This is a genomic window from Mariniflexile gromovii, assembly GCF_017814435.1.
Classification (GTDB): Bacteria; Bacteroidota; Bacteroidia; order Flavobacteriales; family Flavobacteriaceae; genus Mariniflexile; species Mariniflexile gromovii.
On the sequence record NZ_JAGJCB010000007.1, the window covers coordinates 35,951 to 49,280 of the forward strand.

Consider the following 13,330-nt stretch of genomic DNA (forward strand, 5'->3'; position numbering starts at 1 on the left):
CTGTTTAAAGTGTCATTTTATTTAAATTGGCTTCAATATCCTCTAACATATCTGGAGTAGGAAAACCATTATTTTGTCTTCTAATTTTAATAGAATACCAATTTTTCCATTTTTCATCTATATCTCCCGATGCCCTGTTTTGGTAAACTACTTGTAATTTCTGTTTTGCTTCTGGAATTAGGGCTTTCGCTTTTTCCAATGCTTCATGGCTTTTGGTATCTTCAAATTCTTTTTTTAATACCGACATGTTGTGGAGTGTAGTTTCAAAAGCAATCAAATCTGAATATAAAACTACAGGCAGCAGTATATAAGCGTGATAAAAATTATCTTTCTCTTGCGTTAACTGATAACCTTTTTGTGCTTCTTCTAAAGACTTTTGTAAATAATTTTTACAGTGCGCCGTATTTTCTAAATCGCCTTCCACCCTTTTATAATCAAAAGGAATTGGTGTTTTACCAGGTCTTCTTATTGGTGCGTTTGATAAATAAGAAACTGCCTCGCGGATTTCCCATAAATGTTCCACATAGCCTTTTCGTCCTTCCTGTGCTTTGTGCAACCATTTCATTGAAGACACAGCATGTTGCGCTGCTTCCTTAGAAAAATAACGCTCTGTCCAAGATTTATAAAAGGCATTTCCATTAAAGGTTTCTGGATTATTACAAACTTCACTATACGCTTCTAAGTTTAATAAAAACGGTCTGAAGTTTTGTCCATTTACCAAACAATAGTTATCTGCTCCATAAGTTTGGAACATCTCTTTCATGACTGTTTCTACTTTTTCAGGATATGGGTTATGCACCGTATGGTTTGACCAATAACCGGCATGCATGTATGTTCCAAATTTATAGCCATCGGTAGTATTAGGAAGGTGCTCAAAATCACCAAACCCGTGGTCGGACCAAAGTACGGTCCAATCGGTTGGAGGTCTAAACCCTTCATTCCACATTTCCATGCCATCAGAATAACAAACCAATACTTTTTGTACGTTAGGTTTATATTCATCTACTAAATTCCCAAAAGCTTCATAAACCTCATTAAAAACTTCAATTTTACTTTCACCACAAGTGCTTTCATATTCCCAATCCCATACTTGGTGGCGTGGGCGTAAAATGAAAATATCGGTTTTAGCCAAAGGTGTCTTTTCAAAATAATAACGCCATGCTTGTAACCAATCTTCTTTATACTGTTTCCAACAATCTGCTTTTTCGGCTTCCATGGGATGAATTTGATAGCCTAAGGCGAAATCAACTGCTACTTTCATGCCTTTTTCGTGAGCATAATCAATCATTTTATCTACATAATTTATATCAATTTGATAGTCTGGTTTTAATGCTTTGTATTCGGGGCGAATAAAAAACTCTGGTCTGCCCAACATATCAAACAATTGAATAGAATTATATCGTAGGCGTACCAAAGAGTTTATCAATTCTGTATAGCTTTCCCAATCGTATTCTAGTAATTTCCCTCTGTAGTTTGCTAGTTCATCTACATCGTTCTCAAAATAAGTAAGCATGGGTACTTTTGGAGGTGAAATCGTTTTTGAAGTGAAACTAAATAAATCTTCCATAGTCTTTTTAATAGGTAATTTGCCTGTCCAATATTCCAAAGGGTCTACACCCAATATATCTTTTGAATAGTCGTAAATAGCATATTGAAGTCCTTCAATATCTGAACCTCCAATTATAATCGCATTTTGACCATTTGGCAGTATGGTTTTTGACCAAATACCACCTCTTGCTCCTGGAATATTACTGGATAGTTTTATTTGGTTGTCTATAGATAAATCTTTTATTAACCCACTAGTTTGAGGAGTTCCTAAAATGAAAAAAGCGCCTTTTTCTTTTAATTTTAATTGATTGGATTCTGATATGATTTGAATTTTTCCATCTAATACTTTGGACAAATCATTCTTTAAATCATTAACAGTACTTAATTCAACATTTGTAACAGATGAACCTATTACTAAATAATAATTTTCAATAGCTTCATTAGAACATGAAAAAAGCAACGGAAATGCTATAATAAAACTGAGTAAATAGAATTGGTTTTTAAAAAAAATAGGCATATAGTATGGATATGAAGAAATAAAATTTGATGTTCTATAATTATGTTATAAAATTTCACTTTAATGGAGCCTTAAAAAAATATCAATTTAAGGTACAAAATATGGTTTTATGTTATAAGTAAAAAATAGACAGACAAAAAACCCGCCTGTCTATTTTTTCTACTAAACTAACTCAAAAAAACAACTACTATTTGCTATTAATACTTAGGATTTTGTGTCATTGTATTGGGTGACAGTGTTATTTCTTGATCTGGAATTGGACGCAATAAATGTTTACTAGCATCAAAAGCACCATGGTTTACTACATGTGGATTATAAAGTTTTATTCGTTCTTCCAATTTCCCCGTACGTTTTAATACGGCCCATCTATTGTCTTCTCCTGCCAACTCTAAAGCTCGTTCAACCAAAATATCATCAATGGTTATTGATGTATAATGATTGGCAACCCCAGTGGCTCGCTCTCTTACTCTATTAATATGAAATAATGCTTTTGCTGAATTAGTTGCACCTAAAAAGGCTTCTGCAGCTATTAAATGTGTTTCTGCAACTCTAAATATAAACGTATCACGAGCTCCTGCTGTGTCAGCACTAAAATTTTCATCATCAAATTTTTTGAAAATTGGGAAGTTTGTTAACTCAGTATTTAAAGCATATTTATAATTAACATTTACTGTCAATTCAGCTGGTCTACCATATAAATATTGGTCTGGCTGATACACCCAATAACGATTTAATCTATCTGCTAATTCAGCAGCACCAAGAGCTAATTTAGGAAAATACACAACGGTATCTCCAACAGCAATATTATCGGCTCCAAGCACAGCAGCTTCATCTGCTATGATAGCGCGGTGTATTGTGGATGCCTCCCTAGTATCATTGGCAGCAAATAAGGAATAAAAATAAGGTGTGGGCATAGCACCAAAGCCAACATGTCCGTAAGGATTAGATCGACTAACTCCTGGCAAATTAAAAACCTGATACATAAAAGCGGCATGCTTATTATTGTTTTTATCAACAGTAGCAGTACCATATTGTGCTGCAAATAACACCTCAGGATTTACTTGGTTATTATAAGCAAATACTTTATCGAAGGTTTGACTTCTAATATCATAAGTTCCTATAGCTTGTTCAGCCAAATTTGCAGCAGTTGTAAAGTCCGTACTCGACCCAAATGATTTATAAGCTCTTGTTAAATATACTTCTGCAAGTACATGTTGTGCTGCTCTTTTTGAAAATCTCCCAGCGGGTGGTGCATCTTGTAAATCTGGAATGGCTGCTTCTAAATCAGCAATAATTTGTGTATAAGTTTGTTCTTCAGTTGATCTTGTATAATCTGAACGTATACTTACAGGTTCATCTAATTCTAAAACAACACCACCAAATTGTTGTACTAAATTAAAATAAGCTAAAGCTCTAAGCCCTTTTGCTTGTGCTATACCATAAGCTTTATCTGCCAACTTTCCTGTACTCCAACCTATTTGATTCTCATAACGATTAATAGCTGTGTTTGCTTTTGCAATTACATCATAGTTGCTAGACCAAACACCGCTAGTATTTGGAGCTTCGAAGCCAACATAATCATTAGCTGCACTAATAGAAGTGACATCGTTTCTTGTTGTAAAAATATCCGTTCCATAATATTTATAGTCGTAATTTCTATAAACTCCAGGTATTTGCGAATAAATACCAACTATTAATTGGTCTGCAGTAGTTTCATCAATAAAATTTTCACTTGTAACACCTGAGAATATATCTTCCTCGATATAATTATCACAGGCATTTAACAGCATTGCAAAAACTACCAAAACCGTTATATTTTTTATATTTTTTAATAATTTCATCTTTATATAGTTTTAAAATTAATAAGACAATTTAAGTCCAAATAATATGGTTTTGGTCAAATATCCTCCGTTATAGTTATTCTGAAGTCCTGTTTCTGGATCTGATCCTGTATAATCTGTAAACGTAAAAGGATTTTGAATATCTAGTGTTAAACGCAAGCTAGACATTTTTAATTTATCTAACACAGGTTGTGTAAATTGGTAACCCATACCGATATTGCCAATGCGAACAAAATCAAAATCTGTATAATACCAGTCTGCATTAGCCCCATACTCCAATGCTGGATTTTTAGAAGTTGGATTATTAGGAGTCCAGTAATCTAAATCTACTTTATTAAATTTAGCATCATCTCCTTGCCATGGCACAGAAAGCTGGTTAAATTCAGAATGTCCAAAACTACCTTGTCTTGTATATACGTTAATAGAAAGATCAAAGTTTTTATAGCTAAATGTATTGGTCATACCTGCTGTCCAGTCTGGAGATACTTGCCCTAAAATTACTTTATCCTCATTATCTATTTTTGAGTCATTATTTACATCTCTAAACTTATATTCTCCTGGTTTTCTATTATAAACTGCTGCTTCAGCTACTTCATCTAATTGCCAAATACCAATTTGTTCGTGAGCCCAAATGGCATCAGCTGCTTGTCCTATTTGTAAAACACCATGATTTCCATAAGGAATTAAATCCAAATCGCCATCCAACTCTAATATCTCATTTTTGTTTTTTGAAAAATTGATATTCGTAGTCCAGTTAAAATTATTAGTTTGTACGTTTTTAGTGTTTAAAGTAAGTTCTACCCCTTTGTTACGAATGGAACCAAAATTACCTGTTGCACTACCATATCCTGTTATTGGTGATAACAATCTACTTAATATACTGCCTTCAGTCTTTTTATTATAGACCTCTATCCCTAATTTGATTCTGTTTTGTAGAACACCAAAATCTAAACCAAAGTTAAATTCTTTGGAACGCTCCCACGTTAAATCATAATTTGGCAATCCAGCTACAGTAACACCATTAGTTTGTGTATTACCAAACAAATAGTCACTATCACTTAAAAATGCTAAAGTATCATATGCATTAACAGAGGTATCATTTCCAGATTCGCCATAACTTAAACGTAATTTCAGATTACTTAACCAATCTGTATTTTGTAAAAACTTTTCATCACTAGCTTTCCAAGCAAAAGCGGCTGCAGGAAAGAATGCCCATTTATTAGTCGGGGATAATTTAGATGACCCATCATATCTACCCGAAAAAGTAAAAAGATATTTATCTAAAATACTATAGTTTACACGCGCTGCAAATGATGATATCGTTTCTTTAACATATTCAGTATTAGCAGTTCTTTTTTCTAAACCAGATTCTATATTATAGAATAAATAGGCATCCGTATCAAAATTTCTATTTTCAATATTACTCCACTCGCGTTGCTTATGATATACGGAAGATATAAGGGTCGTTTTTAAATTATGACCTTCTGCAACATCGAAATTTAAATCTACTGTATTATCCCAAGAATATGATGTATTAAAATAAGAATCATAATAAGCACGCACTCTTGTTGGATTATTCTCTGACGATTTTGTTAACAAACCTCTATACTCACCAAATCTAGTATTTTTAATATTAGGTGCAAACTGAGTTTTGAAACCAATCCACTTAGTGGGTTTGTAATCTAAAAACACATTGGCAATCACATCCATAGATTTTGTGTTATTTCTCCATGCGCCATTAGCATCAAAATAAGGATTTATAAATCGTGCATCTTGCTTGTCTGGAAACAAAATAATGTTCCCGTCAACATCGCGAGAATTTACAGTTGGAGCTAGTCGCTGAGTACTTCTATATAATTCCCTACTACCTTCTTCACGTTCTGAAAATGCTAAATATGTTTTTAAACCTACAGTAAATTGGTCTGAAACTTTTTTAGAAAGTGAGGCACTTATATTGTAACGCTCAAAAGCTTCAATTCCAACAACACCTTCATCACTTAAGTAACCTATAGTTCCATTATAGACCAAACCATCAGTTCCACCGGACATTCCTAAATTATGACTTGTTTGAATCCCGGTTTTTTGAAAATCTTTTCTCCAATTGGTATAACGTCTATTCGCAACATTGCTCGCTTCTTCGTTACTTGTTTGTATTTCGGTATTAATAAAATTTGCTACATTTATATTATTATAATCAGCTACCGTTCCTACACCATTGCTAAAAAGCTTCACCCATTCCCTACTTCTAATAACATCATTTACAAAATCTACATATTCATCGCCTGTAAAATAATCAGGTTCGTTTACAACTGAATTAACACCCAAAGTAGCCTCGTAAGTAAAAACAGTTTTTCCTTCAATACCGTTTTTAGTAGTTATTATAACCACACCATTAGCACCACGTGACCCATAGATAGCAGTTGCTGAAGCATCTTTCAAAATATCCATTTGTTGAATATCAGCTGGATTTAAAATATTGATGTCTTCAAAAAAGATTCCATCAACAACATATAAAGGTTTTGAACGGTCATCACCAGGGCTATCACTTAAACCATCACGACCTGCAATGTTATTTGTAATCGCTGTATTTCCTCTAATTCTAATATTAAGCGGCGCACCAGGTTTATTACTTAATGATCTTACATCTACACCAGACACCTGACCTTTAATAGCTTGACCAATATCGGTTTTTTTCTGTGCCGTTATATCTTCACTACTAATAGATGCTACAGCTCCCGTTAAATCACTTCTTTTAACAGAACCGTAACCAATAACAACCACTTCATTAAGTTGCGCTGCATCTTCTTGCATATTAACATTTAACGACGCTTGTCCTTTATATATTACTTCTTGCGTTTTAAATCCTAGATAAGAAAATACTAATACATCTCCCGATTTAGCTGTAATTTGATATTTTCCATCAAAATCTGTGGCGGCACCCTGCTTAGTGCCTTTAACAAGAACATTTACTCCTGGAATAGGAATGTTTTGACTATCGACTACCACACCAGACACTTTACTTTGCGCCCAGGAAGTCCCTGTAAAACCTATTAGTAAGGCCATCAATAAGAGTTTTAGTTTTACCATGTTTGTTTTATTTAGTTATAAATTGTTTTTGCTAATTTAGTGTTAAAGATTTCTTAACGAATGGACATATTTTTCCAAAACATGGACGTATTGGTTATATTCAAAAATTATTTCAAACCAGTAATTTTTCGGTTGAACAAAAAAAATGCTAAAAAGAAAAATTTGAAAATTTAAAAACTTATAAGTTTTGATACATTATGCGTTTTTGAAACTTACTTTGAATCTGAAAAAAAATCCATGTTATTGAATAATAAGTCCATGGTTGTTCATTCAATAAATCTTAATTTAGTAGACTAAATAATAATCAACATTAAACATGAAAAAAACACAGTATTACGGTAAAATATTAACACTTGCTATATCATTTATGGCTTTTGGTTGTGCAAACACTCCTAAAGACACTACCCCTTGGGTTAATTTATTTGACGGAAAAACCTTGAACGGGTGGCACCAAAAAGGCGGTGAAGCTAAATATGAAGTAAAAGATGGAGCCATTGTTGGTAGCACTGTACATGATACACCCAATTCTTTTTTAACCACCGATAAAATGTATGGTGATTTTATTTTAGAATTAGATTATAAAGTGGATTCTACCATGAATTCTGGAATACAAATAAGAAGCAATAGTTTTCTATATTATAAAGATGGTCGTGTACACGGGTATCAAGTTGAAATAGATCCATCTGAACGCGCTTGGAGTGGCGGTATCTATGATGAAGCAAGACGTGGTTGGTTAAGCACCATGGATAACAACCCAGAGGCACAAAAAGCATTCAAGCAAAACGATTGGAACCATTACCGCATTGAAGCCATTGGCGATACCATTAAAACATGGATCAACAATGTACCGGCTTCACATTTAATAGACGATAAAACAGCTACGGGCTTTATTTGTTTACAAGTACACAGCATTAAACCCGATAAAAAAGCTGGTACAGAAATTATTTGGAAAAACATAAAAATACTTACTGACAGTGTTTCAAAATATTCTAAAAAATCATCATTAACACCTATAAATACCAAAAACAATCTTACGGTTGATGAAGCTAAAAATGGATGGAAATTATTATGGGACGGTAAAACAACAAATGGATGGCGTGGTGCTAAATTGGACGCTTTTCCTGCTGAAGGTTGGAAAATTGAAGATGGTGTTTTAAGCGTATTATCTTCTGGTGGTGCCGAATCTAGAGCTGGTGGTGATATTGTAACCAATGAATTATTTGGCGATTTTGAATTATCGGTAGATTTTAAATTGACTCCTGGTGCCAATAGTGGTATAAAATATTATGTAGATACAGAAATCAATAAAGGTGATGGTTCTTCCATTGGTTTAGAATATCAAATTTTAGATGACGATTTACATCCTGATGCGAAATTAGGTAACCATGAAGGCAGTAGAACCGTAAGTTCACTTTACGATTTGATTAAAGCCGATGTTAATAAACCGATAAACCCAGTTGGCGAATGGAATACCGCTTATATCATTTCTAAAAACAATCATGTAGAACATTGGTTAAACGGTGTGAAAGTATTGGAATATGAAAGAAAAAGCGATGATTACAGAAAACTAGTATCGGAAAGCAAATATGTAAAATGGCCAAATTTTGGCGAATTGGATAAAGGCCAAATTTTATTGCAAGACCATGGCGACTTGGTTTCATTCAAAAACATAAAAATTCGTCCTATTAAATAATACTAAAGACTAAATAATGAGTTCAAACAGAAGAGATTTCATAAAAAAAACAGCTTTAGGTGCCATAGGAGCTACCATAGTTTCAAATAGCGCCAATGCCATGTCGGCAAAAAGTTATTCAAAAATAATAGGTTCAAACGACAGAATATATATCGCATTACAAGGTTTGGGCAGACGTTATGGTGCTTACCTGGGCCCTATAGTAGACAAAAAAAACAATATTGAAATTAGCTATTTATGCGACGTTATGAAAAGCCAACGCGATAAAGCGGCCGCTAATCTAGCTAATAAAATCAGCAATAAACCGAAGCTCGAAAATGATATCAGAAATATTTTAAACGATAAAAAAGTAGACGCTATTTTTATGGCAACACCAGACCATTGGCACGCTCCTGGAGCTTGTATGGCCATGCAAGCTGGAAAACATGTGTATTTAGAAAAACCTTGTAGCCATAATTTAGAAGAAGGCGAACTGCTTATAGCCTATCAAAAAAAATATAATAAAGTGGTACAAATGGGTAACCAACAGCGTTCCTCATTACAATCGCAAGAAATAATAAAAGACATTCACAACGGTGTTATTGGAGACGTTTATAATGCCATTGCGTTTTACACCAGTAAGCGTGGACCCGTACCGCACCAAACAAAAACTGCACCACCTGAAGGGTTGGATTGGGAACTTTTCCAAGGGCCAGCTCCAAGAAGAGCTTATACCGATGATACTTGGGATTATAACTGGCATTGGTACGGTTGGGATTACGGCACTGCCGAAATGGGGAACAATGCCACCCACGAATTAGACATTGCACGTTGGGCTTTAGACGTTAAATTCCCAGAACATGTTGAAGTTAAATCGGGAAAATTCCATTATAAAGATGATGGTTGGGAAATGTATGACACTATGGAGGCGACCTTCCGTTTTTCAGGAAACAGAACCATTCAATGGGACGGGCGCAGTAGAAATGGTTATGACAAATATGGCGCTGGCAGAGGAACTTTAATATATGGCTCTAAAGGTTCTACTATGATAGATAGAAATGGCTATAAATTATACGATTTAAAAGGTGAACTTATTAAAGAACATATAATTCCTGGAATTGAAGATGGCAATTCACTAGGTGGTGGCGGACAACTTTCTGCTGCACATACCCTTAACTTTTTTGATGCCATTAGAGGAAAAGCAGAACTAACCTCTCCTATTGAGCAAGGTGCCATTAGCCAAACGTTAACGCACTATGCTAATATTGCTTCAAGAATAGACCAATCTTTTGATGTTGATGAAAACACAGGACGTATATTCAACAGAGATGCCATGAAATTATGGTCTAGAACCTACGAACCAGGTTGGGAAATTAAACCTGTATAGTTTTTTTACTTATAAATAAAAATGCTTGATTGAGCTTATCGAACGCCTCTTATTAAGGTATGTTTCGATAAGTTCGACATGGCATTTTAGAAGACAATTAGCCATAAATTTAATTTCTACCAAACCATAAAAGCATAAAACAATTCGTGAAAAGAAAAGAATTTATAATCAAAAGTTCCGTAGCAACTGCAGCCCTAACAACTTCGGCTGTAGCTTTAGGAAACGTTATTGATTTTAAAAATGCAAATGAAACATTAAACATTGGAGTTATTGGTACTGGAGATAGAGGTACCGGAATGATTTCAAACATCAATAAAATCAAAAATTTCAATGTAATTGGGTGTTGCGATGTTTTGCCATTTAGACTAGACAATGGCTTAAACGCCGTAAAAGGAAAAGCCAAAGGCTATACTGATTACCGTAAATTATTAGACAATAAAGATATTGATGCCATATTGGTTACCACACCGTTCAATACACACTCTAAAATTGCTATAGATGCTCTAGATGCTGGAAAACACGTGTATTGCGAAAAAACAATGGCAAAAGGGTTTGATGGTATTCATAATTTGGTTGAAAAAGTGAATCAAAGTAAAACCGTTTTCCAAACTGGGCATCAGTACCACAGTTCCAGATTGTACACCCATGTTGTTAATCTTATAAAAAATGGCGAAATAGGAAAAATTGCCGCTTTTGAATGCCAATGGAACAGACATGGCAATTGGAGACGCCCTGTACCAAGCCCTGAATTGGAAAAGCAAATAAACTGGAGAATGTACCGAGAATTTTCAGGCGGATTGGTTGCCGAACTTTGTTCGCACCAAATAGATTTTGCCAATTGGGTTCTTGATGAAAAACCAACCCAGGTTATGGGAACCGGAGGTGTCGATTATTGGAAAGATGGTCGCGAAACTTACGACAATATCCACTTAATTTACAATTACTCAAGTGGTGTAAAAGCTAAATTTACCTGCCTTACAAATAATGCTAAAGATGATTACCAAATAAAAGTATTGGGAGACAAAGGCAGCATTATTTTAAATTATACAAAAGCCTGGTTTTATCCTGAAGGCGGCAGAAAAAAAGAATTAGGTATTGTAGACGGTGTTTCGGGTGCTACAGCTAATTGGGAACAAGGACTTGGAACTCCAATAACCATTGAGCACACCGAACCTAGCGAACAAGCTTTAATTGATTTTAGAGACTGTATTGTTTCAAACAAAAAGCCTATTTCAAACATTATAACAGGTGCAAACACCGCCATTTGTATACAAATGGCCTTAGATGCCATGTACAACAATAAAATAATTAACAGCCCTGTTTTTTATTAATATTGAATAAAAACCTAATTTGCAGGTTTAAATATGAAAATTTTAAAAAACAGCTTGCTAACCCAGTACGCTGTTTTTATTTAGTTAAACACATTTCAAATGAAAAAACACCTTCTTTTTCTTCTATTAACATTGGTTTTATCCAAAGTTACAGCTCAAAATAAAACCGATGATTTAGATTTAAAAACATCATTAATCAGTCCTGAAAAAATAATAAACATAAGTGAAGGGCATTATTTAATAGATTTTGGAAAAGCTTTTTTTGGAACTGTAGAAATTACTTCCAAAAGAGCTCAAAACGATTCGTTAATATGTCATTTAGGTGAAAAATTAGAAACAATTAATACTATTGATAAAAAACCTGAAGGTACCATTCGATATCAAAAAGTCGTCTTACAAAACCTAACAGCAAATAAACCTACCACCCTTCAACTAAAACCAGATAAAAGAAATACAGGGCCTGCCGCCATTAAGCTACCGGAACATATTGGTGTTATCATGCCTTTTAGATATTTGGAAATTGAAAATCTAAAAATCCCTATCGAAGCCCTAAACATTTCACAAAAGGCCGTTCACTATAAATTTAATGATGATGCCAGCTACTTTTCATCTTCAAACAAAATAATGGACTCTATCTGGCAATTGTGCAAACACACCATTAAAGCAACCAGTTTTATGGGCTATTACGTAGATGGTGATAGAGAGCGCATTCCGTACGAAGCTGATGCTTACATCAACCAATTAAGCCATTACAGTGTAGATAATGAATACACCATGGCAAGAAGAACCAACGCTTATTTTATTGAAAACCCCACATGGCCCACCGAATGGTTATTGCATACGGTTTTAATGTTTTATACGGATTATATGTACACTGGAGATGTTGCGCCTCTAAAAGAACATTATGAAAACCTGAAGCTAAAAACACTTATGGATTTGGAACGTACCGATGGTTTAATAAGTTCTAAATCTCCAAACTTGAATGAAGATTTAATTTTAAGATTGGGCTTTAAAAAAGCCGATACCAAAATAAAAGACATTATCGATTGGCCTCCCGCACAAAAAGACACCGGTTGGAAATTAGCAACCGCTGAAGGTGAACGCGATGGTTATGATATTGTACCAGTTAACACCGTGGTTAATGCTTTTTATTATTACAATTTAAAGTTAATGGCTGAAATTGCCACAACCATCAACAAACCCGAAGATGCTATTTTCTTTAGAAATAAGGCCAATAAAGTTAAAAAGGCAATAAACACTAAATTATTCAACCATTCAAAAGGTTATTATTTAGATGGTGAAAACTCAACCCACTCATCTTTACACGCAAACATGCTACCATTGGCATTTGATTTGGTTCCTAAAGAACATATAAAAACTGTTACCGAATTTGTAAAATCCAGAGGAATGGCTTGCAGCGTTTACGGTGCACAATATTTGTTGGAAGGTTTATACAAACACCATGAAGAAAAATACGCTTCCGCCTTGATAACCGATACTATTGGAGACCGCAATTGGTGGAATATGATAAAAGTAGGTGCTACCATGACCATGGAAGCTTGGGATATGAAATACAAACCTAACTCCGATTGGAACCATGCTTGGGGTACTGCTCCTTTAAACGCCATTACACGTTATATGTGGGGCATTAAACCAAAAACACCGGGGTTTGCTGTGGCTGAAATAAACCCGAAATTGGGCGATTTAGTTTCTTCTAAAATAAAAGTACCTACACAGCACGGATTTATTTATGCGGAACATCAAAAAGAAAACAATAAAACCACCTTTAAAATAACCATTCCTGAAGGTATGACTGCTGAATTTTTGCACCCAAAAACAGCTTCAAAAGTTACTTTAAATATGAAAAAAGTAAAAAAGAAATCAGCTTCATTGATGCTTGAAAGTGGCTTGCATGTTATAGAAGTATTTCTCTAAAAAACAATCATT

7 protein-coding genes are annotated in these 13,330 nt (G+C 34.4%); 4 read left to right on the plus strand and 3 right to left on the minus strand.

The window, feature by feature from the left end; genetic code table 11:
- Positions 1–4: 4 nt before the first annotated feature.
- The 3 genes from J8H85_RS09065 to J8H85_RS09075 form a co-directional block, all read right to left on the minus strand.
- Positions 5–2,065, minus strand: a complete 2,061-nt coding sequence (locus J8H85_RS09065) for a glycosyl hydrolase 115 family protein (protein WP_209654778.1) — start codon at positions 2,063–2,065, stop codon at positions 5–7.
- Positions 2,066–2,262: 197 nt separating this feature from the next.
- Positions 2,263–3,906 carry a RagB/SusD family nutrient uptake outer membrane protein gene (locus J8H85_RS09070; RefSeq protein ID WP_209654779.1) on the minus strand — a complete coding sequence of 548 codons (1,644 nt, stop codon included), beginning with the start codon at positions 3,904–3,906 and terminating at the stop codon, positions 2,263–2,265.
- 18 nt (positions 3,907–3,924) lie between these two features.
- On the minus strand, positions 3,925–6,969 hold the full coding sequence (locus J8H85_RS09075; RefSeq protein ID WP_209654780.1) for a SusC/RagA family TonB-linked outer membrane protein: 3,045 nt from the start codon (positions 6,967–6,969) through the stop codon (positions 3,925–3,927).
- 391 nt (positions 6,970–7,360) lie between these two features.
- On the opposite strand from J8H85_RS09075, the gene J8H85_RS09080 reads away from it, so the two are divergent.
- The 4 genes from J8H85_RS09080 to J8H85_RS09095 all read left to right on the plus strand — a co-directional run bounded on the left by J8H85_RS09080 (position 7,361) and on the right by J8H85_RS09095 (position 13,318).
- Positions 7,361–8,686: a 3-keto-disaccharide hydrolase gene (locus J8H85_RS09080; RefSeq protein WP_379937161.1), complete on the plus strand. Its 1,326-nt coding sequence runs from the start codon at positions 7,361–7,363 to the stop codon at positions 8,684–8,686.
- 16 nt (positions 8,687–8,702) lie between these two features.
- Complete coding sequence (locus J8H85_RS09085; protein ID WP_209654782.1) at positions 8,703–10,052, plus strand: Gfo/Idh/MocA family protein; 1,350 nt, start codon at positions 8,703–8,705, stop codon at positions 10,050–10,052.
- A gap of 146 nt (positions 10,053–10,198) precedes the next feature.
- Positions 10,199–11,383 (plus strand): Gfo/Idh/MocA family protein, encoded by a 1,185-nt coding sequence (locus J8H85_RS09090; protein ID WP_209654784.1) that lies wholly within the window; start codon positions 10,199–10,201, stop codon positions 11,381–11,383.
- A gap of 99 nt (positions 11,384–11,482) precedes the next feature.
- A complete protein-coding gene (locus tag J8H85_RS09095) occupies positions 11,483–13,318 on the plus strand; it encodes an alpha-L-rhamnosidase-related protein (RefSeq protein ID WP_209654791.1) in 1,836 nt (611 codons plus the stop codon).
- Positions 13,319–13,330 lie beyond the last annotated feature (12 nt).